Origin of the sequence: Paenibacillus ihumii (genome assembly GCF_001403875.1) — a bacterium.
Lineage (GTDB): Bacteria > Bacillota > Bacilli > Paenibacillales > Paenibacillaceae > Fontibacillus > Fontibacillus ihumii.
Window position 1 is genome coordinate 572,751 of sequence record NZ_LN884299.1, and the last position, 26,027, is coordinate 598,777.

22 protein-coding genes are annotated in these 26,027 nt (G+C 47.9%); 4 read left to right on the forward strand and 18 right to left on the reverse strand.

Annotation, left to right across the window (positions count from 1 at the left end):
• Positions 1 to 100: 100 nt before the first annotated feature.
• The 12 genes from BN2762_RS10380 to BN2762_RS10435 form a co-directional block, all read right to left on the reverse strand.
• Entirely contained in the window at positions 101 to 1,687 is a 1,587-nt protein-coding gene (locus tag BN2762_RS10380) for a helix-turn-helix domain-containing protein (RefSeq protein ID WP_055106931.1), read from the reverse strand.
• An 18-nt stretch (positions 1,688 to 1,705) separates the two neighbouring features.
• Entirely contained in the window at positions 1,706 to 3,403 is a 1,698-nt protein-coding gene (locus BN2762_RS10385; protein WP_230202479.1) for a sensor histidine kinase, read from the reverse strand.
• Positions 3,404 to 3,516: 113 nt separating this feature from the next.
• Positions 3,517 to 4,329 carry an alpha/beta hydrolase gene (locus BN2762_RS10390; protein WP_055106933.1) on the reverse strand — a complete coding sequence of 271 codons (813 nt, stop codon included), beginning with the start codon at positions 4,327 to 4,329 and terminating at the stop codon, positions 3,517 to 3,519.
• A gap of 29 nt (positions 4,330 to 4,358) precedes the next feature.
• Entirely contained in the window at positions 4,359 to 5,828 is a 1,470-nt protein-coding gene (gtfA, locus tag BN2762_RS10395) for a sucrose phosphorylase (RefSeq protein ID WP_055106934.1), read from the reverse strand.
• 11 nt (positions 5,829 to 5,839) lie between these two features.
• Entirely contained in the window at positions 5,840 to 6,799 is a 960-nt protein-coding gene (locus BN2762_RS10400) for a carbohydrate kinase family protein (protein ID WP_055106935.1), read from the reverse strand.
• A 41-nt stretch (positions 6,800 to 6,840) separates the two neighbouring features.
• The gene (locus BN2762_RS10405) at positions 6,841 to 7,782 is read right to left on the reverse strand and encodes an alpha/beta hydrolase (RefSeq protein WP_055106936.1); all 942 of its coding nucleotides are present in this window, start codon (positions 7,780 to 7,782) and stop codon (positions 6,841 to 6,843) included.
• A gap of 111 nt (positions 7,783 to 7,893) precedes the next feature.
• Positions 7,894 to 8,883 carry a LacI family DNA-binding transcriptional regulator gene (locus tag BN2762_RS10410; RefSeq protein ID WP_055106937.1) on the reverse strand — a complete coding sequence of 330 codons (990 nt, stop codon included), beginning with the start codon at positions 8,881 to 8,883 and terminating at the stop codon, positions 7,894 to 7,896.
• Positions 8,884 to 8,956: 73 nt separating this feature from the next.
• Entirely contained in the window at positions 8,957 to 9,781 is an 825-nt protein-coding gene (locus tag BN2762_RS10415; protein ID WP_055106938.1) for a carbohydrate ABC transporter permease, read from the reverse strand.
• Complete coding sequence (locus BN2762_RS10420; protein WP_055106939.1) at positions 9,781 to 10,662, reverse strand: carbohydrate ABC transporter permease; 882 nt, start codon at positions 10,660 to 10,662, stop codon at positions 9,781 to 9,783. The genes BN2762_RS10415 and BN2762_RS10420 overlap by 1 nt, the downstream gene beginning before the upstream one ends.
• A 94-nt stretch (positions 10,663 to 10,756) precedes the next feature.
• Complete coding sequence (locus BN2762_RS10425; RefSeq protein ID WP_055106940.1) at positions 10,757 to 12,118, reverse strand: ABC transporter substrate-binding protein; 1,362 nt, start codon at positions 12,116 to 12,118, stop codon at positions 10,757 to 10,759.
• Between the two features lie 188 nt (positions 12,119 to 12,306).
• A complete protein-coding gene (locus tag BN2762_RS10430; RefSeq protein ID WP_055106941.1) occupies positions 12,307 to 13,221 on the reverse strand; it encodes a nucleoside hydrolase in 915 nt (304 codons plus the stop codon).
• 199 nt (positions 13,222 to 13,420) lie between these two features.
• Positions 13,421 to 15,196, reverse strand: a complete 1,776-nt coding sequence (locus BN2762_RS10435) for a putative bifunctional diguanylate cyclase/phosphodiesterase (protein ID WP_230202609.1) — start codon at positions 15,194 to 15,196, stop codon at positions 13,421 to 13,423.
• Between the two features lie 271 nt (positions 15,197 to 15,467).
• Here BN2762_RS10435 and BN2762_RS10440 point away from each other — a divergent pair, with 271 nt between their 5' ends.
• Together BN2762_RS10440 and BN2762_RS10445 are read left to right on the forward strand one after the other, a co-directional pair.
• The gene (locus tag BN2762_RS10440) at positions 15,468 to 15,758 is read left to right on the forward strand and encodes an ArsR/SmtB family transcription factor (RefSeq protein WP_187386504.1); all 291 of its coding nucleotides are present in this window, start codon (positions 15,468 to 15,470) and stop codon (positions 15,756 to 15,758) included.
• A complete protein-coding gene (locus tag BN2762_RS10445; RefSeq protein ID WP_055106944.1) occupies positions 15,755 to 17,410 on the forward strand; it encodes an FAD-dependent oxidoreductase in 1,656 nt (551 codons plus the stop codon). The genes BN2762_RS10440 and BN2762_RS10445 overlap by 4 nt, the downstream gene beginning before the upstream one ends.
• A 126-nt stretch (positions 17,411 to 17,536) precedes the next feature.
• On the opposite strand, the gene BN2762_RS10450 is transcribed toward BN2762_RS10445, so the two are convergent.
• Positions 17,537 to 18,364, reverse strand: coding sequence for a formate/nitrite transporter family protein (locus BN2762_RS10450; RefSeq protein WP_055106945.1), 828 nt, complete (start codon positions 18,362 to 18,364; stop codon positions 17,537 to 17,539).
• Between the two features lie 251 nt (positions 18,365 to 18,615).
• On the opposite strand from BN2762_RS10450, the gene BN2762_RS27250 reads away from it, so the two are divergent.
• Entirely contained in the window at positions 18,616 to 18,768 is a 153-nt protein-coding gene (locus BN2762_RS27250) for a hypothetical protein (protein WP_187386505.1), read from the forward strand.
• 132 nt (positions 18,769 to 18,900) lie between these two features.
• On the opposite strand, the gene BN2762_RS10455 is transcribed toward BN2762_RS27250, so the two are convergent.
• From BN2762_RS10455 to BN2762_RS10475, 5 genes are all read right to left on the reverse strand, one after another.
• Positions 18,901 to 20,187: an ABC transporter substrate-binding protein gene (locus BN2762_RS10455; protein WP_055106946.1), complete on the reverse strand. Its 1,287-nt coding sequence runs from the start codon at positions 20,185 to 20,187 to the stop codon at positions 18,901 to 18,903.
• 16 nt (positions 20,188 to 20,203) lie between these two features.
• Complete coding sequence (locus tag BN2762_RS10460; protein WP_187386506.1) at positions 20,204 to 21,508, reverse strand: ABC transporter substrate-binding protein; 1,305 nt, start codon at positions 21,506 to 21,508, stop codon at positions 20,204 to 20,206.
• A 90-nt stretch (positions 21,509 to 21,598) separates the two neighbouring features.
• On the reverse strand, positions 21,599 to 23,428 hold the full coding sequence (locus BN2762_RS10465) for an ABC transporter ATP-binding protein (protein ID WP_055106948.1): 1,830 nt from the start codon (positions 23,426 to 23,428) through the stop codon (positions 21,599 to 21,601).
• Between the two features lie 300 nt (positions 23,429 to 23,728).
• Positions 23,729 to 24,199, reverse strand: coding sequence for a hypothetical protein (locus BN2762_RS10470; RefSeq protein ID WP_148499920.1), 471 nt, complete (start codon positions 24,197 to 24,199; stop codon positions 23,729 to 23,731).
• Positions 24,200 to 24,288: 89 nt separating this feature from the next.
• A complete protein-coding gene (locus BN2762_RS10475; RefSeq protein WP_055106950.1) occupies positions 24,289 to 24,795 on the reverse strand; it encodes a MauE/DoxX family redox-associated membrane protein in 507 nt (168 codons plus the stop codon).
• A 333-nt stretch (positions 24,796 to 25,128) separates the two neighbouring features.
• Here BN2762_RS10475 and BN2762_RS10480 point away from each other — a divergent pair, with 333 nt between their 5' ends.
• Positions 25,129 to 25,977 carry a hypothetical protein gene (locus BN2762_RS10480; RefSeq protein WP_055106951.1) on the forward strand — a complete coding sequence of 283 codons (849 nt, stop codon included), beginning with the start codon at positions 25,129 to 25,131 and terminating at the stop codon, positions 25,975 to 25,977.
• Positions 25,978 to 26,027 lie beyond the last annotated feature (50 nt).

Below are 26,027 nucleotides of genomic sequence, written 5' to 3' on the forward strand. Positions count from 1 at the left end.
GCCTCCTGTCACTGTGATTTCAGTAATATCTTATCCCTTTGAAAACCACATGACTTTTAAAAAAACGGTATGTTTTTTCAAAAACAAGTGTTTCGAACAACTATTTATGATTAGCCCGATAAGCATTCGGCGTTTCGCCCGTAAGCTTCTTGAACAACGTAGAAAAATAGGAAATATTGTCAAATCCAGTATTCGATGCGATTACGCTGATGCTCGCCGTACTTTCAATCAACAACCGTTTGGCCTGTTCAATTCGATATTCGTTCAAATATTCTTTTATCGTTAAACCTGTTTCTTGCTTGAACACTTTAGCTAAGTAATCCGGCGTTAGAAAAACACAGGCAGCAACATCCTCCCGGCTTATATCCAGGTTAAAGTTCTGATGGATAAACCGCTTGGCCCGCTCAACTACCCCTTCAGAACGCAGCGTTTCCTTGGTGGTCTCAATCGAAATTTCTGTTATCATGTGCGCCCACTTCATGAAATCGAATATACTGCCATCGGATCTTTGGTACAATCGCTGGGCGACATCATCGGAGAACAGTTTATGGGCTTGAATTTGGTTGCCCGCAAGGAACGAGTAGACGACTTGAAGAAAATCCTCTCGAATCGAATGAAGCGTAGCCGGATCCAGCTTGTTGTGAGCAGTAAGCTGCTCCAGCTCTTTTTTCAACTGATTGACGATTTGTATCTGTTCCTTCTGAACGAATAGCGCCGCAAAATGACGCGTATTCAGCGTATATCGTTCCGACGTATTGTAATTGAAATGATCTCTTTCATAGTGAATACCCCCTCTGAAAATCAGATTGGATATGTCCATATTCTCCAGTTCGGCTTTTGCTTGCGCCAGCTCCTCGATACTCCTCTCCTCGCTGATATAGCACGTAACATGGCACTTGAAATATTGCCTGCACAACCGGTTCAACCTCTCTGCTTTCACATGCAATTGGTCATTATTCTCTCTCGCTTCATACACAATCATCGTATAAATCCGGCTGTCTGTTGGATAAGTAATGACCCTTTCATGGCCGGGTTGATCAAACATCACTTCCGAACTCAAATTCGACAAGGCATAAATGAAGACATTCATGTCCCAATGCTGATCCAAATCATGCCGCTGAGCGCTCGCTAGAAACAAGATATAACCTTGCTCGACCGACAAAGACAAATCCCGTTTACGAATTTCGACCTGAATCAGATCGAGTCGCGAATGTATGGTGCCGCTCAGTACATCCTTCCAGAAACTTTTTTCTACGAATGCCTTATTTTTCAACCAGGTGAGTCCTAGCTTCCGGTATTCGCCCAGCATTCTCTTTCGTTTGAGTGATTCCACCGATTTCCGCAATGCCGCTTCCAGCTTCAGCTTATCCAGTGGTTTGGTCAGGTACGAGTCTGCGTTGTACGAGATCGCGGTGGAGGCGAAGTCAAAACTCTCATGACAGGTAAGAAAGATAAAGGCTCCCTCGTAACCTTGCTCCCGAACCCATTTGATCATATCAATCCCGGTACCTCGGGGCATTTCAATATCACAAATCACGAGATCAGGCGCTTCCACTGCAAAGATCGCTTTGGCCTCCTGAACACTGTGTGCCTGCGACACCCGCATAATGCCAAAATCATTCCAGCGGATCATGTCACGAAGCACCTCAATCGTAGGAATGTCGTCATCTATCAGCAAGCAATGCATAATTACCCTCCTTAAGAATCAATCCGCCCTTGCATAAACAGGAATTCGCAGCTCAACTCTCGCACCAGACCGCTCCACATTCGAGAGATACAATAGATCGTCTCGCTTGTAGATCAACTGAAGCGTTCTGCGAATGTTGGCAATTCCCACTTGGCCGTCGGTTTCCCTGGCTTCTTGCTGTACAGGCTCATGAATCTGTAACGCCTCGGGAAATCCCTCTCCGTTATCTTCCACCACGATTCTAACGAAGGGTTCCTCATTCAGCATTTCAATGTCAGCCCGAATAAATATAGACAACATCTCCCCATAGGTCATGGCATGCTTAAAGATGTTCTCCACAAAGGTTTGAATCAGAAATTGCGGTATTTCAATTTCTCCTGCCCTGTAATCGATGTCTGTCATGTAAAAGATCTGATCGGGGTATCGAATCTCTTGCATGCGAATATAATTTTCGACGTGACTCATCTCTTCATAAATGGGAACGAACGTAAACGCGCCCTTAAACATGTATCTCAGATGCTTGGACAACAGGCTGATCCATTCCCTGATTTCCTCATTCTTCTGCTGATAGGAGAGACTCGAAATCGTCGAGATCGCGTTGAGAAAAAAATGCGGCCGAATTTGCATTTGCAGGTACTTCAGCTCATTGCGACTCTTCTCGATTTGTTCTTCATAGGTACGAATTTTCAAAGTCGTAATCTCGTTTACCATAGAATGAAAAGAGTGAAATAGTTTCATAAACTCCAGCGAATAACGTTCCGACGGGAGAGGGAATTCCGGCTGCCCTGTTTCCACTTCTTTAGCCGCTCGGACTAGTTCCAGAATCGGCTGTAAAATGTCTTTTGCCAGCCACCGGAGCAACAGCGGAATCACGATAATAGAAATGACGCCAAGCGAAATGATAAGCCATTGGATCAACTTTAGACCGGAAAAAATATTTTGCTTCGCTGCAATATGGATGATTTGGCCAAACTCGTTGATCGGCTCGGATATAAATAGATAGCTATCCTCATGCCTGTCCCGAAGCCCCCGTAGCGCTGCTTCACCGCCAACGAACCCGGAGTCTGTCGAAGCAAGAATAATCCCTTCATGGTTGCTTAAGACATAATGGCCGAAGCCGTCCCCTTCCCTCTCCGCGATCGATAACAAACTGCTTGCCTTCACGAATGTGCCAAAAGTAATGTCATTGTACGTAATAAATTTGAATAAATAATGCTGATCTTGAATGATTAAACCTGTCCATTGGTCTATTTCTGTCTGGGAATCCGGCCTGAATTCATGACGATCCAGGAAATCAGCCAAAATCAGCTTATCGGCTATTTCAGAGCGATTTCCAAATTGAATAAGCGTTGCCGCACTGCCAGGGAGCTTGATGAACACCCCATCGCTGGAATAGTTGTTAGAGACCTTGGCTTTTAAAGCATTCATTAACTGAATATCCTGAAAATAACTGCTGTCATCACCATTGTTAGAACGATCTATAGCGATGTCGATGTTATTCTCAAACACCTCGGTCAGATCTTTGGAGTAAATGCTGAGGTTGTTATGAATGTTCTCCACATAAATCTCTAGGGTATTCCGGGCATTGTTGAGAAAATGATTACGCACCACTTCCAGCGAGTAAATATTGCTTAGGAGCAGCACCGAGAACAGAATGAATAGAATAATCGTCAGGGGTACCAAGAATTTGAAAACAATGCTGTTCGTTTTAAACATGCTTCCGCCCCTCATCACTCAACCTCTCCCCTCGTTTACTTAGCTAAGTCAAAAAAAGCCCCTACAAGAACGATTCGCTCTGTAGAGGCATGGGTGTGCAATCATTAGATTATCTACGTGTTGGGGTTATTGCCCAGAGCCCATTCTATGGCATACACGATATATTCACTCCAAAAATCCCAGGTGTGGGCACCAGCGCTTTCCACGTAGGTTAGCGGAACATTCTCCCGCACTAGGAAATCGCGGAAACGCTGGTTGACATCCAACAAAAAGTCTTCCGTACCGCAAGCCATATAAATTTGAGGAATAGGCTCGCCCGATTCCTTCAAGCCCATAACAAGCGCTTCGGGATCTTTATCGCTTCCGAGGAGTTGATCCAAATCGCCAAACACCCGTCTGAAATATTTATAATCGGCAATTCCGTCCTTGAAATCCGGAGCCGCGTTTGCGATTTTATAAGGAAGAATCGCCGATGACAGCGCAATGATTCTACTGAAATGGCTTGCGTATTTCAAGCCGTTACGAATAGCTCCGTAACCCCCCATCGACAAGCCGCCGATAAAGGTATCTTCCCGGTCCGTAGACAGCGGGAGCATCGTTCGCGTAAACTCTACCAGCTCCTTGCCTACAAACTCCCCGTAAAGCGCGCCCAGATCTTCGTCGTCTACATAAAAGTGGTTTTCCCCGGACGGCATAATCACAGCGATTTTATGTTTGTCCGACAGCTCACGGATTCTCGAATAGCTTAGCCAGTCCCCATGACTGCCTGAATACCCATGAAGCAGATACAACGTCTTGAGCGGCTTGATTCTATGCTCTTCCTCCGTCTGCCCAGGAATAACCGGGGAATCCAGCGGCAATAGAGCATTAAATGTCACTTCTCTGCGCAGACACTTGGAGAAAAAGTTAACTTGTATCGTCGCCATGAATCTAACTCCTTCCTCGTGAAGTGAACCTAGACAATATACTCAACTGTATGATTCATGTCATCTGCGTACTTGATCACGGAGCGGTAGGTTTGCAGGTTAATCGTCAGCTCACAGCTTTTCTCGCCCTTGTGCCACTGAAGACGAATTTCATCATCTGGCGAATCCAGCACACGGAACTCCCCGTTGAAGGCATCATACGAATTACGGAAACGAATCAGCTTCAGCAATCGTTGAACAACATCCTTTTCCAAGGCCTGTTCAATTTCCTCCACGGTATAATTGTGCCGGTTGATTTCGCGCCCTTCGCCAGTCTCTTGAACGCGCTCCATATCGTTTTCGCCAGCCAGCAATCCTACATAATATACCTGCGGAATGCCCGGTGCGAAGAATTGAATGGCTCTTGCCGCCATATAGGCGTCATCATCATGATTAAGGACACTATAATAGCTGCAGCGAATTTGATGAACATCAAACCCGTCTGCCGCTTTATGCTCATCCGATAGAATCAGGCTTAGATTGGAGCCTCTTTCAAGACAGACGTCCACCAGCTTTCTTGCTTCCGTTGTATCAATAAGATCATCCAGGTCCGGCTTTACAGGAATACCGTCATGGCAATCTAACATCGTGAACTGCTTATGCGGGCGAATCTTCAGATATTGGTTAAGCTCCGCGCTTGAACGGTTGATCAAAGCTTCTAGAACCCGATAAGGCAAAATAAAATCATAAATCCAGCAGCCATGCTCGGCTAGTTTGAATTGGGTGGAGTAATGCGCGTGCACTTCCGGCAGCAATTCAATGTCATACGAATCTGCGAGCTCCTTGACCCAGTCGAGGAACTTATAGATTTCCGGCTCAACGAAGAAGCAGCTGGTTCCCAGCTTCTTAATGACATAGCCGACAGCGTCCAGCCTGACAATCTTGACGTTTTGCTTCTTGAAATTTTCAAAAAACTCTTCAAATAGCCGCCGCGTCAGTGGGGACTGGATATCCAGGTCGATTTGTTCGGAAGGATCTGTTTTGCCAAACGTCGTCCATACCTTTTCTTCCTTGCCATCCTTCCCGATTTGAAAGGTCGAATAGGGCTGCGGGCGGCGCAAAAACATTTGATCAATATCAGCCTGTACCGGTTCGCCGTCCTCCCAAACCTTGTCGAGAGTCAGAAAGAGATCGGCATACTGCGAGTCGCGCCCCTTGGCGAGGAAGTCTTGAAAATAGGGCGACTGCCTTGATATATGATTGACCATGAGATCAAGCAAAACATCAAACTTCTCCCCAATTTCCCGAATCTCGTCCCATGTGCCAAAGCTCGGCTCGATTTCCAGATAGGTCAATGGAGCAAAGCCACGATCCCCAGAAGAGGGAAATGGAGGAAGGATGTGAATGCCACCCTCAAAAATATCTGAAAAGTGCTTGTTTAACATCTGATTCAGTGTTTTCAAATCCCCGCCCATGGAATCCGGATACGTAATAAGTTGTACTTGGTTCTTAATTGCCATTTCTAGACCTCCTACAAACTAAATTGTTCTTTAATAACCTCCAGCCTCGGCAAATGCACCACTGCACCCGTAAATCTTAACTTGTACGCACTCACTGCAAAACCAAGATGAAGCGCCTCCCTGATGCTGTGGCCCTTGATCAATGCCGCATAGAATCCCGACCAGAACGCATCCCCAGCCCCTGTGGTGTCCACGATCTCGGTAGCTAAGGAATCGAAGGACAGCGTCTCCTTGCCATTGGATACAATGGCTCCATCCTTACCCAAAGTCATAATGACAAGCTTCGCGCCTAATTCAAGAAATTTCTCCAACTGTTTAATGGGTTCATCTTTCCCAAACAAGCGTTCAGCATCATCCTCCGATGGCTTAATCACATCCACCTTAGATATGATGGATTTAACATATTGCGCCCCATCCTCGCCCCGCTGCCAAATCATGGGATGATAATTCGGATCAAAGCCGATGAGCAGACCTTGAGAGCGGGCTTCTTCGATTACCTTTTCAAGCGTGTGCCGCGCCGGCGTTCGGGAGATAGGCCAACAGGAAAAGTGAACGATTTTAGAGTTGGCTATCCTTTGCTCCAACGAGGCATCGAATGTCATTTGATAATCGGCGTCGCGATAAAATATAGGGATCGGGGTTGTCCTGCTTTTTGTAACCACCACCAGGCTCGTGGAAGCATCTACCCTCTGTATGCCTTTTGTGTCCATACCTTCTTGCTGCAATCGCCGCAGAAGGTATGTTCCAAATCCATCATTCCCTACCGCCGAGACGATTTCGGAACGAATACCTAACCGATTGACATTCATCGCGATGTTAGAGGGAGCTCCTCCGGAAAACTTGGTATATCCATCGCATTCGAAGCTGTCATCGTCGTATTCATTGGAAATCATATCAACAAGCAGTTCCCCTACTGCTAGCAAATCATTGGGTTTATCTCCGAGCGGAATGATATCGTCTAATTCAAACATGCGTTTCCCTCCGATATTTATATTTAATTTAAGGGAAAAGATTATTTGGCGGCGTTAAATGCCCTCGCCAGTGCCTGAATATACCCATCTTTTGTACGCTTGCTGATCTCCGCGTCAGGAGCGGTATATTCGAAGGCATGATAGCCTCCTGGGTAGAGTTGAAATTCTACATCAATGCCAGCCTGGGCAAGCCGTGCAACATATTGGATCGTCTCATCGCGAAATGGATCCAGCTGCCCTACGCACGTATAGGTCGGAGGCAAGCCTTCGAAGCTTGTTGCCCAAAACGGGGCGGCATACGGCGATATTTTCTCCTCATCGGTTTGCTCGTCACCAAGATACATTTTCCAAGCTTCCAAATTATTGTGTCTATTCCACACTGCGGGATCAGTAATCTCGTAACTCGAAGGAGTCTCGTTCCGATGGTCTATCATCGGGTATAGCGGCATTTGGAAGCAAATGGCCGGACCTCCTTTATCACGTGCCATCAGGGTTAGCGCCGCCGTCAAGCCTCCACCAGCACTAGCGCCGGCGACCGCGATACGGGAGGTGTCGATGCCCAATTCTTCTGCTGCTTGTACCATCCAGACCAATGTCTTGTAACAATCATTGATCCCCGCCGGAAATGGATGCTCCGGGGCAAGCCGATAATCCGGGCATACGACGACGCAACCGGTCTTCTCTGCAAAGCTGATACAAATAATGTCATCTATATCCGGATGCCCCATGACATATCCCCCACCATGAAGCCAAAGAAGCGCAGGCAATTCCTTGCTGGCTCTGTGAATCGGCTCATATATATTTACAAGCATCTCTTGATGATCCGCACCGGTTATCCAGCGTTTCTTGATGTGGACATGCTCGGATAGTACGGGCTTCCGAGGTTGTTCTCTCATCATTTGCAAATCTTCGGGGAGCCTGAAGACAGGAACACTTTCCAATCCCTCCCGCAACTCCGGAGCTACTCTATTGATAAAATCCATATGACTATTCCTCCTGATTCCTTCCTGTATGAAAACCCGATGAAGTCCAATCGATATGACAACCGGTTGACATATTTGGTTCTAAAATTACTCTGCCATACCTGACTTATTTTAAGTCGTTTCTCTCTCTATCAAGGAAACGGGAAACACATTGATCTTAGGCACGACTTCTCCATTCATTTGCCTAACGATCAAATCAATACTACATTTGCTCATTTCCCTAATCGGCTGCCTGATCGTACTGAGCCGGGGATAAACTAACGAGGCTATTTTAACATCATCGTATCCAATGATTTTAATTTCGTCTGGAATGCTCCTTTTTAATTGATGGCAGACCTGGAGCACCTCGGCGGCAATAAAGTCACTGCTGGCAAATATACCATCCACTTCCGGATGCTGCTGCAAGAAACGAATGATTTCATTGTCGGGTTCGGAATCCTCCCCCCTACCTACCTCCAATTGCAAATGGACCGGCTTCGCTCCAACGGCGAGAAATTCTTCTTCAAATCCCTTCGCTCTCTCGGTAGCCAATAAAGCTTGGTGATGCGGCCCATCAATCCCCCGATAAAGGTAAGCCGGATTTTGGCAGCCCTTGTCTAGAAGCAGTCTCGCCGCAAGCTTGCCTCCCATGAAGTTGTCAGAGGCTACAATGGGAATATCATCAGCTATGGTGCGGTCAAATGAGATGATTGGCAAATCCAAATTCAAATAGTGCTGAACATCCAGCACCGCGCTTCCCATAATAATGGCATCGACCTGGTTCTTCTTCAGCATATCGATATATTGAAGCTCTTTAGCGACGTCCCGGTTCGAATTGCACAATAACAATTTGTATCCCTGCTGATCGGCATAGTGCTCAAGATGATAGGTCAGCTCGCTAAAAAAAGGATGCGATACAGCAGGAATAATAAGGCCGATCATATTCGATTTTCTTCTAAACAAAGCCCGAGCCATTTCATTAGGCTGATAATTAAGCTCCTCTATGGCCTGATTTACCTTAGCTCTTGTCTTCTCGCTAATATAGCCTCTATTATTAAGCACTCGGGAAACCGTCGTGACAGACACTCCTGCCTTTTTAGCGACATCTTCAATTTTAGGCATGAAATACCACCTTGTTTTTTTACAACCATTATAAATAGTCCATCTCTATTTCAGCAAACAATCGCTAGTATAATTACTTCAAAGCACCCTCCGTAATTCCTTTAATGATATGCTTCTGCAGGAATAGATACAATATGAGAACTGGAATAATTGTCATAATTAACCCTGCCATCAACGGAGCAAAATCCACAGCATACGACGAGAAGAAATTATACGTAGAGAGAGGTAGCGTCTTCTGTGACGGCGATAAAAGAACCAGGCTTGGCAGCAAGTAGTCGTTCCAGATCCACAGCACATCGAGCACCATTAGCGTTACGAAAACAGGCTTTAACAGCGGCAAAACAATTTGAAAAAAGGTCCGAAGCCTGGAGCTGCCCTCGATGAATGCTGACTCCTCCAGTTCAAAAGGAACCCCTTTGATGAAACCATGGAAAGTAAACACGCCAAATGGAACACCAAAGCCTAAATACATGAAAAACAACGTTGTTTTCATATCCAGCAGATCCATATTGCCGTACAACATCACGAGCGGAATCATAATGACCTGAAATGGCAGAGCCATGGAGGCCAGCATCGCAAAAAATATAATAGCGTTAATCTTCCAATTAAACCGAACGAACAGATATCCGGTCATCGCCGAAAAAAACAAGATCAACAGCACGGAAACAACTGTAATAATCATGGAGTTCAAAAAACTGCTCAGAAAATCCATATTATGATAAGCACTGACATAGTTTTCGAATTTCAAGTTTTTCGGGAAGGATAACGGATTTTCAACGAACTGCTGCGTCGTTTTGAAAGAGTTCATGATAATCATCAAAAATGGAGTTAAAAAAACGAGCAGCAGCAAATACAATAGTATGTTTTTAACCGTTGAGCCTCTGCGATGCGTATCCATTAAGATTCGACCTCCAATCTCTTAAGCAGGTATGATTGCGTAAGTGCAATAATCGCCACTACGGCAAACAATACAACTGCTTCCGCCTGACCGACTCCATATTGGTTCGACAAAAATGCCTTTTGCACAATATGATAGGTAGCCAGCTCCGTCGAGGCAAACGGACCACCTTTAGTTAAGGCAAGGTTGATGTCGTAGGTTAGGAAGGAGCGAGATAATGAGATGAAAACACAGATGACAATCGCCGGGATCGTTAGAGGCAGAATGACCTTCTGAATTGTTGCCTTCCGGCTGGCTCCGTCGATGGATGCTGCTTCCAGCACATCCGTAGGAACACCAGAGAAGCCCGCGATATAAATAATCATCAAATAACCGATCAATTGCCAGGCCGTTGCAATGACCAACGCCCAAAACGCCGTGTTTGTACTTGTTAACCACGAAGTCTGGAACAAGGACCAGCCGTATTTTTGCCCCATGTAAGGAAGCACCTGCGAAAACAGCGTCTGCCACAAATATCCGAGAACGATACCGCCAATCAGATTCGGGGTGAAAAATCCGGTGCGCAGCCACTGCTCTCCTCTTCCCCCGCTTGTAAGCAAAAGTGCAATAAAGAAGGCAAAGCCGTTAGCAATCAACACCGTAAAAAAAACGTATTTCAGCGTAAACCATAACTGGCCGAGAAATACTTTATCTTGAAACACTTCAATATAATTGGCAAGCCCAATAAATGCAGTGTCAGCCGATCGAACATCCCAGTTGGTGAACGTCAGATACATTCCAACAAAGAAAGGAATTACAATGACAGCGATAAAGGCGAAGATGGAGGGTCCCCCAAAAACTAGAAACGTGCCCGTATTCCTTAGAAAATTTTTTTTAATCATGTTGCTGCCCCTTTATATGTCCATGTTTAGCCTTTTAGATGAAGGACGGGCCGAAGTAAAACCCCAGTCCCGTCCTCCTTTGTGAATAGACTTCTTATTTACGAGCTTGATCTATCCAATAAGCCTGTACTTCCCCTGCAAGCGCGTTGCGGTCAATGATGTCAGACAGATATTTCTGCATCGATGCTCCAGTCATAGACCAATAATCTTGCGGCAGATAGTTGATTACTCCAATGTTGATCACTTTTCCTTGGTCCACGTATTGCTCAACCGCATTGGAGATCACATTTGTGCTTGTTACTTTTACATCCTTGTAAGGCAGGGCTAATCCCATTTGACTGACAATAGCTTCTTGACCCTCTTGGCTGGTCACCAGCCACTCAAGAAATGCTTTCGCTGCTTCTTGCTGCTCTGCGGAAGAACCAGAATCATCAATCGCGAACAATTTAGGCTGGCTGTACGCTACTTGAGTGTTTCCGAAATCTTCGGGGTTATTGCTGATTGGGACTGGAATTAAGCCGAATTCTTCATCACGATTCTCCAGCGTTCCGATAACCGCCCAAGTCCAGTCTCCCATGAAATAGAAAGCTGCATCCCCTTTGGCGAAGTCAGCGCTATCTTTATTGTAGTCTGCAACAAGCGGGTCGTTCTTTCTTGCATTGTATTTCTTTAACAAATCAAAGGTATCGATCAGACCATTGAATTGCGGGTTGTCCGCAAGCGTAACAGAGCCATCCATCAGGCTATCCACAAACTTGCGATTTTCGTCTACGCTTTCAGATTGCAACGAATAAGTCAGACCTAGATAATGAGCGCCCAAAGACCAATCTGCCCCATGGACCATAACTGGCGCTTTACCGGCTGCTTCAATTTTCTTAAACAGATCTTCCAGTGCATCCCGCGTTTGGATCGTAGATGGATCGAATGGTCCACCGATCACTTCTTCAACGACCCGCTTATTATACAGCAGTCCATAACCTTGAGCTGACCAAGGAATGCCAAGGAATTTCCCCTCCAGCAGAGCTCCTTCTACAGCTCCTTCTTTCGTCAACTCTTCGTATTTCGCTTTCTCCGGCTCTAAATCCAGGAACTTATCTTTATATTGCAAAATCGTTCCCGCATCCAGGTTGGCAATGGTTGCCGGGTTGCCGGACGCCAGCAAAGATTGGAATTTCTGAATTTGGGCGCCGCCAATTGGCGTCGGAATCAATTCAATCGTTACATTTGGATTTAGTTCGTGATACTTCTTGAACAAATCTTCAAACACCGTATTTACTTCCGCTGAGGTGTTAAAAAACGTAAGCTTAACATTTTTAGCGGCTTGAGAACTTTCTCCCCCTTCCTGTTGACTGTTGCTGGTGGATGACGTATTGCCAGCAGAACAAGCGGTTAACATAGAAATCACCAAAACCAAGCATAGCATTGCCGTCCATCTGATACCCTTAAATTTCTTCAAAATCATTTCCCCCTTTTTGCCAGTAGCTTGAATGCGCATTCATTCATGTTCGATTTTATGATAAACGATTGACATACATTGTGTCAACCGGTTGTCATAAATAAAAACACAGGTTATTTACCATGAATCAAGAACAGCCCTCAGGCTTATGACCACAAGGGCTGTTCTTCTATGGGTTCTTCTATAGCTTATATAACACGACTTAAAAAATGCTGCAGGAAGCGCTCGGCGTCTACCTTCGTACATACTTCGATTCTCGGTTCCCCTTCAACCGAACCTACCGTTTGGCCTGCAGCTTCTCCTTCGGTTACAACAGCAACCCGCATTCGGTCGAATGACACAAAACTCCGATCTATCGCCACACCTACAGCAAGCGGATCATGCAATCCGCAGCCGCCGATGCCGGGAAAGCGCGCCTCATAAGCGCCGATATAGAACTCCGTCATCTCCGCAAGCCATCCTCCCAGCTCACCGCCGGAACGGCGCCATTTCTGCAAAGACCCGCTGGACAGCAGCGTCTGCATCGTCACGTCCAGCCCGACCAGCGTCAGCCGTACGCCTGATGCGAAGACGGCCGCAGCCGCCTCCGGATCGGCCACGATATTCGCCTCGCCGTACGGCGTAGCGTTGCCGGGGACAGTCACCGCTCCGCCCATGACGACAACTTCGCCAATCAGCGGGATAATGTCCGGCGCCTTCTCGATCGCCAGCGCCAGATTGGTCAGCGGCCCTACGGCAATAATCGTCATCTCATGCGGCCGCTCCTTCACCTGCCGAATGATATATTCGGCCGCTGCCAGCTCGGCTTTATGGCCTTGAGGTTCTTCCCGGAACGTATTGCCGAGCCCGTCCTGCCCGTGAATATGCCTGGCGTAGGCTTTTTTCAGACTGCCGCTTATCGGCAGCTTCGCTCCTTCGTATACAGGAACAGGCTTGCCCAGCTTCTCCAGCACGTACAGAGAATTCCGCGTAGCCTCCTGAACGGAAATATTCCCGAAGCAGGTCGTGAGTGCGATGAGCTCCAGTTCAGGAGAGCGGGCTGCGTAAGCGATAGCCAAGGCGTCATCAATGCCTGTATCTACATCCATAATGACCGGTTTCAATTCATCTTCCCCCTTTAAATAGCCCGAAACAGTTAACTTAGTATACCAGTGGTACGTCAGCAATCCGTCAGTACTGCGTCAGCCGTACATCGGTGGCACATCAGCGGTACATCAGCGGTACATCAGCGGTACATGGGTGATTCATTAGAGTGATTCATCATCGATACATTAGTGAATCAACAGTACATAAGTGCTGCCCTCAGTTCATGTCATATACCTTATTATTCTTGATTAGCGACAGCGCTTCCTCCTCCGGCAAGGGCCTGCTGATATAAAATCCTTGAATAAGATCATATTTCGACTGCTTCGCATGCTTCAGCTGCTTTACCGTCTCTACGCCTTTAGCCACCACGTTCAACCCCATACGTTTACCGATCAGCACCATAGCCCTGGCAAACGAGCGCTCATCCCCCCGCTCCAGAATTTGCGCAATAAATGATCGGCTGATCTTTAGCGTAGTCAGCGGCAGCTGCTGCAGGTAACTTAAGGAAACAGCCCCCATGCCAAAGTCGTCCAAAGCAAGATGAACTCCGGCCGCCTGCAGCCTCTCCAGCTTCGATATCAGGGCTCCGGATGAGATCGTTTCGGATGCCGGTTCCGTAATTTCGAGCTCCAGATGCTCCGGAGGCAACCCCGTGTCCCTCAAGACGCGGAGCACCATATCGGCAAAATCCTCCTGAGCAAGCTGAACGATAGAAATATTCACGGATATCCGCAGCTGTCCATACGCTTCGGTCAACAATTTTGCCGCGAATCTGCAGGACTCCGCCAGCACCCATTCCCCAATGGGAACAATGAGTCTGCTGTCCTCAGCGACCCGAAGGAAAGCCAGCGGCGAGAGCAGGCCAAGCTCAGAGCTGTTCCAGCGCACCAAAGCCTCGAATCCCATAATTCGGCCTGTCCTGCAGCTGATTTTGGGCTGATAATGCAAAATAAACTCATGATTCTCAATGCCTTGGCGAAGCAGCGCCTCCAGCTGGATCCTTTGATTAAATGTCCGAAGATAGGCCGGATCGAACAACAAATATTTGCCTTTGCCCGCTTCCTTTGCATTGTACATCGCCACATCCGCATTCCTCAGTACTTCCTCCAGCGTGCTGCCGTCCTTCGGATAGAAGGAAATCCCCACGCTCACCGACACCTGTAAATCGCTTCCATCCAGCCGAAACGGCGCCTTGAATCCGGCGATCATCCGCTCGGCCGCAGCGGTAGCCTCCGTTTGATCCTTAATGCCGCGAATGAACACGACGAACTCATCGCCGCCAAGCCGGAACAGCATTGCCCCTTGGCCGATTATGCCGGACAGCCTTCGGCTTGCTTCGATAAGCAGTTGATCCCCGAACTTGTGCCCCAACGTATCATTAACTTGCTTGAAGTTATCGGTATCAACAAACAATACCGCCGCCATCTCCTCCGTCGCGGCAATATAATTTTCCAGCTCTTTAAGCAGATACAGCCGGTTCGGCAAGCCGCTCAAACTGTCATAATAAGCGAGCTGATGCAGCTTATCCAGGGACGATTTGCCCCCATGAATATCCAGCCCAATCAGGGCGATGCGGCTTGACTTCGAGCGGCCGGAGCCCCCGCCGATAACTGAAGTTCTAAAAGAGAACATCCTCGGTGGCTTCTGCCCTGCAGGATATATCATTACTTCTTTATCCTCGGCAAACTTCTTCACAAGCGCATCGTCCAATATCGCGATGACCTCCTGCCAGCCACTTCGCAGCACAGGGATTTCATCATATTTGCGTCCTACAGCCTCGCAGGCCTTCATGCCGGTCAGCCGTTCAGCGCAGCTGTTAAACGTTACGATCGTCTTGTCCAGCTTGACTGTCCATATACACAAATGGCCATGGTCAAATACGTCATGAAATAGTGCTCTCTCCGCCAGCATCTTATTTTTGAACTGCACCGCCAGCACAAGTAAGCCAATTAATCCAAGCGCCAATATGCTGAGCAGCATGATCATAAGCATTCCTTGCACCCGGGATCCTCCTTTATGCTGCAGACAATATCTTCGAATCATTACAAGAGAGGAGGAGGGATAGCGGGGAAAATTGTAGTCATTGTTGTCTTGTGTCGAATTTCTTCTTATGTTGTCTATTATTAAATGATATATGGAACCAGGGGAAAATTTTACCTATCCTTTTCTCTAGTCCTTGTGTGAAACGATCACAGACTTGCAATTAATATTGTAATATCGTAATATTGCGATATTACGATATCGTTGTTGTTGGAGGCTGCTGATGGATAACAACTTCAAAGCTTACGAAGACGCTGCTGAAATGCTCAAAGCGCTGGCCCATCCGGTCCGGCTCTGCATCGCCCGCGGGCTGCTGAAGAATGGCTCGTGCAATGTCTCGTATATGCAGGATTGCCTGGAAATCCCGCAATCCACGGTCTCTCAGCATTTGCAGAGACTGAGAACGAGCGGCATTGTACAGGCGCAGCGCCACAGGCATGAAATCTATTACACCATCGAGAATGAGACGGTCAAGCAGCTCATTCTTACATTATTCGGGGAGGAATCATCATGAAGAGAAAAATCGTGATCGTTGGCGGCGTAGCTGGCGGCGCCTCAGCGGCTGCCCGGCTTCGCCGGCTGGATGAGGATGCGCAGATCATCCTGTTCGAACGCGATCCTTATATCTCCTTTGCCAATTGCGGGCTGCCTTACTATATCGGAGATACGATTAAGGATCGTTCAAAGCTGATCGTGCAGACGCCGGAGGCGATGCGCCGGCGCTTCCATATCGATGTCCGCACCGGAAGCGAGGTACTCTCCCTCGATCCGGTTTCCCGGACAGTGAAGGTACAAAATGCGGAGCGCGGCATATACGAGGAGGCCTACGACGCCGTCATTCTGTCACCGGGAGCGAAGCCGCTCCGGCCGACGCTGCCAGGCATCGATCATCCGCAAATTTTTACGCTTCGCAACATTCCGGATACCGACCGGATCAAGGAGCAGGTTGCCTCGGCAGGCCGGCGCTCGGTCGTCGTCATCGGCGGCGGCTTTATCGGCATCGAAATGGCGGAGAATTTGCGGGAAGCCGGCCTGGACGTGACCCTCGTCGAGGCAGGATCGCAAATTTTGGCCCCGTTCGACGCCGAAATGGCGAATGCGCTGGCGAAGGAAATGGAGCAGCAGGGCGTTAAGCTTCGCCTGGGCGATAGCGTCACCGCCTTTACAGACGCAGATGGCGAGGTCAAGGTGAAGCTGGCTAGCGGCGCAGAGCTCCAGGCAGGCCTCGTCATTCTGGCAATCGGCGTGGCACCGGATACCCTCTTCCTGCAATCCAGCGGCATCGCGCTTGGACCGAAAGGCCATATCCTCGTCAATGAGCATATGCAGACGAACCTGGAGGATGTCTATGCCGTCGGCGATGCCGTCGAAACAACAGACTTCATCCACGGCTCAAAAGCAGCGGTCCCCCTCGCAGGCCCCGCCAACAAGCAGGGAAGAATCGCGGCAGACAACATCTGCGGGCTGGGAACGACGTATAAGGGGACGCAAGGCACTTCCGTTATTAAAGTGTTCGGCCTGACCGGAGCGCAGACCGGCAGTAACGAGAAGACACTGCAGCGCCTCGGTGCGCCTTACCATGCAATCTATGTGCATCCAAGCTCCCATGCCACCTACTACCCGGGAGCCTCGCCGCTGACGATCAAGCTGCTGTTCAGCCCGGAAGGCGCTATACTGGGCGCACAGGCCGTGGGAAAGAGCGGCGTAGACAAACGGCTCGATGTCATAGCCACGGCTATCCGCTTTAAAGGCAGCGTTGCCGATCTGACCGAGCTCGAGCTGACTTATGCGCCTCCGTATTCCTCAGCCAAAGACCCGGTCAACATGGCCGGTTATGCGGCAGAGAATGTGCTGACCGGCAGGACGCATGTATTCCTTCCGCGGGAACTCGAAGGCAGAGATGAGGACCATACCCTGCTTGTCGATGTCAGAACGGAAGCCGAGCATGCACGCGGCCATATTCCGGGCTCCATCAACATTCCCGTCGATGAACTGCGCGAACGCCTGAGCGAGCTGGATGCCAGCAAGGAAATCTGGGTCTATTGCCAGGTCGGCCTTCGCGGCTACACAGCTTCCCGGATCCTGAACCAAAAGGGGTTCCAGACCCGCAATCTGACGGGCGGCTATGTAACCTACCAAATGCACGAATACAAACCGGGCCAGTAACTATTGATCTAGGATCACAGTCTTCCTTATGGATACGACAGCTCTTCCTTTAGATACGACGTTCTACCAAATAAACCGGCCTCCCCTCTGGGGGAAAGCCGGTTTATTTCGTTTCGACGATATTGATTAGTGCTTGCTGTCTTTAGCGCCATTCGCCAATAGCTTCTCTTTGTCCTCTGCATCCAGATACGGTTTGTTCACATAGTAATACATGAATCCCATAAATATAACGCCCCCGATCAGGTTGCCGATCGTGACCGGAATCAGATTATGAAGCACGCCGCCGAACGAAATCGTCACCGATTGGTTCAGGACGAGCGCAATGGCGAAGGTACACATATTGGCAATGCTGTGCTCATACCCCGAGATGAAGAAGCAGAAGACGAACAGCATCATCGCGAACATTTTAGCCCCGTCGCCCTTTAATGACATCGGTATGAAAAAGGCGAGGCAGACCAGCCAGTTACATAGAATGGCCCGAAAGAATAATTCGGACGTAGACGTCGTCATCTTGTGCTCTACCACGTTGAGCAGGAAGCTGTTGACCGATGCATCCGTGAACAGCCCGGTGAGGAAAATAAGAAGGGCGAAGGCTGCGGCTCCCATAATATTGCCCGTATAGCTGAATACCCACAGCTTTGCGGCCTCTATCCATTTCAGCCTTTTCCTCAAAGCGGCGTATGTGTAGTAGAACGTATTTCCCGTAAAAAGATCCCCTCCGCCGTAGGCGATCAGAATAATAGCCGCACCGAACGTAATGGCCGCCATCGGATACGTAAGCGGCGACTGCTCCATATAGAAGAAATTGCCCGTCTTGAAGGCCACGATGACTCCGAACCCGATGAACATACTGGCGAGCATGGATCTAGCGATGTAATGGAGCAGATTCTGCTTGAAAATCCTGTGCTTCTTGAGCGCCAACTCCTCCACTTTGTATAGCGATTCTGTTTCCATAGCGCCTCCTATGTATTATATTCTTCCTCATTCTCCATATATCTTGGCCGATGTCAAGGCAAATCGGGCAAACGTTCTTTCCATTTTCATATTTACTTTTCCAATTCATTTGTGCATAATAGGATATATAGTGTGATAATGATTCTCATTATTGATCGTTAACAAGCTACCATTACCGGAATGCATTGTAATATTCCATCAGCATATAACGATTTAAATCAGCTTCTACCAACATTAAGGAGTTAGTGCCCATGAACGTATCTACGCGCAAAGCTTCCCTGCAAGTCGATGATTATCTGGACCTGTTGAATCTGGCCACCCGGCTAGGCGACTTGAAGTGGCAGAAAGAGATCATTCGCAGACTCGAATATATGCAGGATACCGTAGCCGAGACAAACCGCTAATCAGCAGCTTAGCTTGTACCGCCGAGGCGAACAGGCGAGACGCCAGGAAGCACGGTAAACAGATTGATATAAAACAACCTTAGTCCATTTCCATCCGGACTAAGGTTGTTTTGCTCTCTACCAGACCCTGACCTAATCAGAGCTCGCCTGGAGCAAAGCCCTGCTCCTGTTCAGCAGCTCTTCCCAAGCTTCCTCAAATGTCTTCTGTTCCTTGGCAGCAGCGTTTAATTCTTCAACAATCGCCTGCGCCAATTGGTTCTGCTTCGCAGTTCCTACAGGCGGAGCTTTATATTCATTGCCCGGGGTTCCTATATTCGCAGTGAAGGCCTCTATGTTAAAAGACCCGGACGGCGTAAAAGACAAGTGAGTCATCAGATGAGGATAATATAATGATTCCGCGATGTGAGGCGCTGCTTCAACGCTGTTCAAATATTTTATAATTTCCCAAGCCTCCTCCACATGTCCGCTCGAGCGATTAATCGAGAACAGCCCGTTTGGGGCAAGGGGGCTGCCCTGAGGGTTCCGCGGATCAACGGGCATCGGCGCAATTGTCCAGTCAGCCTCGGATTCATTGCTTAACAACAACGTTGCCAGTTCATTGGAACCGCCAATAAACATGGCCGTTTGCTTCATATTATCGATTTCAAAGACTTGTTCATCCATAAGAAGCGTGCCGTTCTTGTAGTCCGCAATCAGCCCTTCCGCCAGCTCCCTCCAAGTCGGCTGGTCCAGAACTAGCTGCCCTTCACTATTTAATATTTGCATGCTGTGAATATCCCCTACGATTTCAAGCATCATTCTCCAATGATTGCTTCCTAAATAATATCCATAGACCGGCTTGTTGTTCGCTTCAAGCACGGAGAAGCGCGCTGCCCATTGCCGAAATTCGGACCAGCTCAGCTCTGTCTCCGGCTCGGCAATGCCAAGCTGCTGAAAAAGCTTGCGGTTAACAAACAACACACGACGTTCAAAGGTCGGCGACATTCCAATGATGCTGTCATTTAACCGCTTGGTTGACTCGACAAGATACTGCTGAATCTCATTTAGCTCATAGTTATCGCGCTTAATTAAGGGTTCCAGATCGACAAGCCCGACGTTGTCGGCAATATTCTCCGGCTGAAAACGGAAGAACATATCCGGCTCTTCGCTTTGTATCAAGTTCCGGAGACGCTGGTTCACGCCCTCGAAAATGTTCTCATCCTCTGGCTGAATGATTTGAGCTGGCATGGCATCGATCACTTCCAGGGTAATATGTGGAAATTTTGAACGAATAATGCTCTCATAGCCAAAAAGCGCCTTATTATCCACCATAATTTTCAGAACAATTGGCTCCGGCGGCTTCGGGTTCTCCTTACTGCATCCTGCCAGCATTCCTGCAATGATCACTATACAGCACATCATAATGATGCTTCTATTCATCTATTATTCCCCCATATTATCGGCTACCGTGTTCCAGAATCGCCTGTCCCTTCGCCTGAATCTCTTGCAGGGCCGCTTCGACCGTTGCCGATCCGGATAGTACTCGCTCGGTCTCCTCCAATACGACATCCTCAATTAGCGCCAGCACTTCATCAGTAATCTGCCCGCCATCCAATCTCGCCGTCGAATCTAGAGAGAAGAAGGGATCTAGCCGACGCTCCGGTATGACCCCCTCCTTCTGCAGCTGGTATCTGGCCAACAGGGCGTAAGGATTGGCTTCAGCAGTCTCCCTGGCCCATTCTTCGCTCATCATGTATTGGATAAAAGCCTTTGCTGCGCCAGGCTGGGCAGCCTCTTTTGAAACAGCCACAATATCGTACAATTGGTATTCCGGATTATTTCCCGGCTGCGATTGCCCCCCTTGAGGCAGGGCCGCGACTCCCCAGTCTATCCTGCTTTCTTCGGTTGAGCCTTTGGAATCGAGAATGCTTAGATAACTCGTATCCCCTACAAGCATGGCGGATTGCCCCATTACGAAGGGATGGTTCCTATACTGAGTCTCCGGGCCGTAAGCTGAGCTCGGAAGCGTGAAGACAGTTCCGGTCTCAAGCGCTTTTACCAACAACCCATAGAGGGTCTTCCAGCTCTCAGAGCTGATCAGAAACTGCTTCCCGTCTGGAGAAAAAAGGGTAAGTCCTTCAGATCTGCCCATTTGCAGAAGCTGATCCAGGATAGAGGGATCCTGGGAGGAATACCCGTAGACGGGATCATCCCCGCTTCCCCCCTGAAAATGGCTTGCCCGATCATAGACTTGCTCCCAGGTCATTTGATCCTCAGGCAGGGGAACCCCGAATTGCCGAAACAGCCCGGCATTATAATACAAGGCCTTGCTTTGCAGCGTGGCTGTGCCTCCGTACATGACTCCGTCCGCATGATCACGAAGGAGCTGGAGCACAGCCGGATGCAGCCCCTCCGAATTCCACCCATCCTCCTTAAGCATCGGCTCAAGGTCGTATAACAGCCCTTTTTCTGCCAGCTCTATGTATTGCTCCTTGGTGATATGCAGCAAATCCGGCTGTTTCTCAGCAAGCTCCTCCCCCCAATTCACTTCACCTGGACTCGGCAGCTTAGTGATCAGAGTGATATTTTCATTTTTTATCAAGAAGGGCGTTCCATACTGCTCCTTAAAAAGTCGTTCATTAAAAGTCAGCACAGTTAATGTCGTCTTCTTGCCCGGGTCCCATTGCTCCGGGTTGGATGTCCCGCCCGTACATGCCGTAAGAAGTGCAAGGACCATCACAACAATCAAAGCTCTCATCATATCCTCCTTCACCTCATGATGATATCGTAAAAGGACCTTCCCCTTATTCTCTAAGGTCTGGTCCTTGGTATGCATTCTACGGAGTCTAGCTTATGCGGTATATCGTTTCGCCTGCGTATGGAACATTTCTGCATAAGCGCCGTTTAAGCGCACCAGCTGTTCATGACTCCCTTCTTCAACAATTTCGCCGTTGTGAAGTACAATAATTTTATCCGCAAATCGGCAGCTGCTTAAGCGATGCGAGATCATAATCGTAGTCTTACCATCATACAGACTCGCAAATTTATCGTATATTTCTGCTTCTGCTCTCGGATCCAACGCAGCCGTCGGCTCGTCGAGAATAACAATCTGGGCATCTCTTATAAATGCCCGGCTTAGCGCAATTTTCTGCCATTGCCCCCCTGACAATTCGTATCCATTGCTGAATGCCGGTCCCAGCTCCGTGTCCAAGCCGTTCGGCAGTCTCTCCAGCAGCTCCCCAATGCCTGATTTGGCCGCCGCCGCTTGCACAAAGGCATCTTCATGCATGCGAGCATGCCCCATTGCCATGTTCTCACGGGCCGTCAGCTGGTAGCTTACATAATCCTGGAATACGGCAGACACATTCTCACGCATGCTTTTGGGATCAATGGAGGCAATATCCACGCCATCAAACCGGATCGTCCCGCTGTCCGGCGTATAGAGTCCGAGCAGGCATTTGACCAGTGTACTTTTTCCCGCGCCATTTTCTCCGACGATGGCTATCTTCTCTCCGGGCTTGATGGTAAAGCTGACTCCTTTTATTTGAGGCTCGGAATGACTTGCATATGTAAAATAAAGATTATCAATTTCAATCAAGGTCGCCAGCCGTTCAGGAAATTTCCGCGTGCGTTCTCCCATACTCTCGTCTTCCAGATCCAGATAATTCAATACCTCGCTGACGAACAGGGATTCTTCGTATATGCTGGCTATATTAGCGCCCAGGGTAGCTATCATAAATTGAATTTGCCCCATAGCCTGAGTCAATGAGACATAATGGCCGATCGTTAGCGCACCACTGGCACCAAAGAAGATTAGAATAATAACCGCAGCAATATCTAATAAATGATGGGATATATGAACCAAAAGCATCTTGGAGCCGGAACGCTTCTCCAGCTCGTAGCGTTCATTCGACGTTTGCCAGAATAGTGTTTTCCATTTGGAGAATAAATAAGATACGTAGTTATACACCCTTAGCTCTTTGGCAGCAGCTCTGCTATGAAGTGTGGTCAGCAAATAATGAGCTTTTCGCTGCGTTGGTGTTTGAGAAACCATTTGATTGTATTTTTGCTTACCAAAATAGGAGTTTACTAGAATGTTTGGAACGAGCATGAGCAGAACGGCTACAGCCAATATCCAGTGAAAGGACAGTATAACCACAATTAAACCAACCATGGTGATGACCGTACGGGCAGCATTCAGGATCAAGTTGAAAATATTAAACCCCTTTATATCCACGCCGAACGCTGCCTTTTCCAGCTGATCATAGTAATCAGGGCGGTCATAGAAACTTAAAGGTAACCGGGCAGACTTCTGGATTAGCAGCTGTTCAAAATGGTACTTCAGCTTTTGCTGAGCCCGAAGTCCGATTAACGTTTCTATATAAAAGCAGACTCTTTCAAAAAGCATAATAGCCGCTTGAATGGCTAACAATTGGAAAGCATCAGGCAGTAATCCTTGCTGCTGACTAAATATTTTGGTAATGATATCAATTAGTTCCTTCACAAGATAGATTTGAACAATCGGCACGAAAGAAGGAATTATTTTAAGCAGCACGAGAAAAGCCGTCGCTCCGGGAATGACCTTGAGCATAATCGGGATGAACCGGCGAAACATGTCGATAACGACTCTTCTCTTCTCCTGGAATGTGCTTCCCGCACTATGAATCGAGTTTTTCTGCATTATATCCACCTTAACCATAATAAATATAAAGTGAAGAGCGGAATCCACTCTTCACTTATACGTATGAATTTTAACAACTGCAGCTTGATCCTTTGTAGCCAGAACCGCTGCCACAGTTCTCCAGGTAGTGTTCTTTAACATTTTTAATGATTTGATACGGTAGTGGTTTCCCGTTTTGGTCATAGGCTTGCGTTGTACATTGTGTACTAGTGCAAGGCTCATACATATAGCACATCTTGTTCCCTCCTTTCATAATTGATATGTATAGTCAAAGGCAATTTGCCTCAACTATCTAACAGGTTATGCTGTCTTAGCCATCATTCCTCTTTCAAGCAATAGAGCAAATTGCTCTTCATCAAAAACAAGACTCTTCGTTAACACTTCGGCTCGCGGGGATAAGTAATACATGAAGGGGAAGTATCCCGTCTGCATCGCCTTCATATCTGCAGTGGTAATTGGCACAACCGGCATCGTCAATTGAAATTTATGTATGTTGCTGATAACTTCCTCTTCCAGACCTACCGTCATCAGAATCAGTTGAATATCCGCATTCTGCCTATGATAGTTTTCAAGTATGGGGTAAAGCGGCTTGCACTGGTCGCAGCCAAGCGAGGTAAGCGCTATCAAAAAACCGTTAGCACGAATTTTTGTTAGATCGATAATTCCCTTGTTTACAGATTGAAATTGCTGTTTGCTAAACACTTGTCCTTTGGGTATCCCATGCTCTTCTTTTAAAAGAGTCGGGCCGTGGTCCGCTTCCCTGTTCTGCATGTATAATTTATTCCTGCCCAATTGAATAATGAAGTAGGATTGCAAAGCGACGATCACCCACAGGACGAGATACGACAAATTAAATAGATTCATTTTGAATTTTCCCCTAGGATTAGTTTTCTATTCTTCAGCATGAGGTAAACACTTAATAGGCCAATGGAAAGTCCAATGCAGCTGATCAGCTCAGTGATATCCTGCATAAGGATCGAGGAGGTCTCGTTTATGACGAGGCCAGCTGCCGACAAGAGGAATAACGGAGTGTTTCTCAACATCGTCCCCCACCCAAGCTTCTCTTCGCTTGCCTTCCCGAAGCAATTGCAGGTAACGTCGAGCTTCTTGTAAATGGATACACCGGCTGCAAAATAAAACGATAGAAACAACAGCACTGCTCCCGCCTGGCCGGCTTGACGCAGAGGATCTATTAGCAGCATGGCAGCAGCAATAATTTCGACCGTCATTACAAACCAGGCTGTAAACTGGGGGAAGCCTAGCTTATCAATGGTTTTCTTGAAATCCTGATAAGATAGCAGCTTTGAGATAAAGGAATATATAAGAATAGTTGATAAAAATATAGCTACGGCCAAACCAACATTCATATCCATTCCTCCTATTTTTTTGAATTAACTGTATTCTATGTCACCAGAAAATGGGTCGTCAATCCCAATATGTTAAATTGTAGTATAATGACACAAATTATTGATTTTTATAAGAAATAGGCGCTCAAAGTCGGCAACGATTCATCTGACCAAGGGTATAATATTTGACATAAATGACATTTAAATGTATATTGGAGACAATGTTTTAATGATTCCTTACGACGGAAGCACCCGTAGGAGCAGGCGCCAGCGCCTATTCTCACGGGTGCTTTTTTGTCGTTCGGCATCATTTCTGGTCTAGACCAAGAATAAACTAAAGGAGAGGAATGAAGAATGGATTCACGTAAGGATGGAATGCGAGGACGGTTCACTGTACTACTTGCCGGCATGCTGCTTTTGCTGCTTCAATGCCTTGTGGCCCCTGCGCCCTCAGTCAAGGCTGCTGCTCTCGAGTTCACTGATTCCCTGAAGGCTTCTCTGGAGAAGACGGCGGAGGCTGCTGGCGGCACCACGAAGACTCGGCTGCTGAAGCAGTACAACGATTTGGCAGCTCTGGATAAGCAGCTCAAGGCCCAGGACGCTAAGATCAACAGCCAGAGGCTCAGCAATGAAGCCCGGCTTGTCGAAGTACGCAAGCAAATCAGCAATTTGGATGCAGACAAAATCCGCAAGCTGGACAGCCAAGCCAAGACGGCGCGGAGCAAGCTGCAGCCGCTGCTCAATTTGCACAGCACCTTGAACAAGCAGGCCTCTGCGGTCAAATCCCGGAAGGATAAGAGCTTGTACAAGTCGCTGAAGCAGCAGGCCGACGCCATGAAGCCGGCGATCGAGCTTGCCCGCCTCCACATCCGCAATCGGGAGGCGGAGCTGAAGGCAGCTAAGAGCGAGAAGACAAGAAGGACGAAAGAAATTCGCACCGTGCTCTCCCAAATCGACGCCGTCAAAGTCAAAATAAAAGCGGAGCGAAGCGCGGTCAGCAGCAAAAACAAGAGCATGGCTACCGAATGGAAAAATTTCAAGACCGCCTTGAAGAATAAAGACGCTGGGAGAGCCTCGGATACCTTGAACCGCGCGACTAAGCTGTCGAATCAGGTTCTGACCCATAAACAGAACATGTACAAGCTGGAAACGCAAATATCCGAGATCATTGCAAAAGCAGCAGCCAAGATAAACTCAAAGTAATGAGCGAACTTAGTTAGTCGCTAGGGGTTAGTGACTCAAGGTTCATGCTC

Coding starts and splice junctions, on each gene's coding strand:
- BN2762_RS10390 (WP_055106933.1), bottom strand. CDS start 4,329: ATGGCGACGATACAAGTTAACTTTTTCTCCAAGTGTCTGCGCAGAGAA.
- BN2762_RS10415 (WP_055106938.1), bottom strand. CDS start 9,781: ATGGATACGCATCGCAGAGGCTCAACGGTTAAAAACATACTATTGTAT.
- BN2762_RS10400 (WP_055106935.1), bottom strand. CDS start 6,799: ATGTTTGAATTAGACGATATCATTCCGCTCGGAGATAAACCCAATGAT.
- BN2762_RS10420 (WP_055106939.1), bottom strand. CDS start 10,662: ATGATTAAAAAAAATTTTCTAAGGAATACGGGCACGTTTCTAGTTTTT.
- BN2762_RS10410 (WP_055106937.1), bottom strand. CDS start 8,883: ATGCCTAAAATTGAAGATGTCGCTAAAAAGGCAGGAGTGTCTGTCACG.
- BN2762_RS10380 (WP_055106931.1), bottom strand. CDS start 1,687: ATGCATTGCTTGCTGATAGATGACGACATTCCTACGATTGAGGTGCTT.
- BN2762_RS10475 (WP_055106950.1), bottom strand. CDS start 24,795: ATGAATGTTGGTTTGGCCGTAGCTATATTTTTATCAACTATTCTTATA.
- BN2762_RS10465 (WP_055106948.1), bottom strand. CDS start 23,428: ATGCAGAAAAACTCGATTCATAGTGCGGGAAGCACATTCCAGGAGAAG.
- BN2762_RS10480 (WP_055106951.1), top strand. CDS start 25,129: ATGGATTCACGTAAGGATGGAATGCGAGGACGGTTCACTGTACTACTT.
- BN2762_RS10455 (WP_055106946.1), bottom strand. CDS start 20,187: ATGAATAGAAGCATCATTATGATGTGCTGTATAGTGATCATTGCAGGA.
- BN2762_RS10460 (WP_187386506.1), bottom strand. CDS start 21,508: ATGATGAGAGCTTTGATTGTTGTGATGGTCCTTGCACTTCTTACGGCA.
- BN2762_RS10450 (WP_055106945.1), bottom strand. CDS start 18,364: ATGGAAACAGAATCGCTATACAAAGTGGAGGAGTTGGCGCTCAAGAAG.
- BN2762_RS10445 (WP_055106944.1), top strand. CDS start 15,755: ATGAAGAGAAAAATCGTGATCGTTGGCGGCGTAGCTGGCGGCGCCTCA.
- BN2762_RS27250 (WP_187386505.1), top strand. CDS start 18,616: ATGAACGTATCTACGCGCAAAGCTTCCCTGCAAGTCGATGATTATCTG.
- BN2762_RS10440 (WP_187386504.1), top strand. CDS start 15,468: ATGGATAACAACTTCAAAGCTTACGAAGACGCTGCTGAAATGCTCAAA.
- BN2762_RS10385 (WP_230202479.1), bottom strand. CDS start 3,403: ATGTTTAAAACGAACAGCATTGTTTTCAAATTCTTGGTACCCCTGACG.
- BN2762_RS10435 (WP_230202609.1), bottom strand. CDS start 15,196: ATGCTTATGATCATGCTGCTCAGCATATTGGCGCTTGGATTAATTGGC.
- gtfA (WP_055106934.1), bottom strand. CDS start 5,828: ATGGCAATTAAGAACCAAGTACAACTTATTACGTATCCGGATTCCATG.
- BN2762_RS10470 (WP_148499920.1), bottom strand. CDS start 24,199: ATGCAGAACAGGGAAGCGGACCACGGCCCGACTCTTTTAAAAGAAGAG.
- BN2762_RS10405 (WP_055106936.1), bottom strand. CDS start 7,782: ATGGATTTTATCAATAGAGTAGCTCCGGAGTTGCGGGAGGGATTGGAA.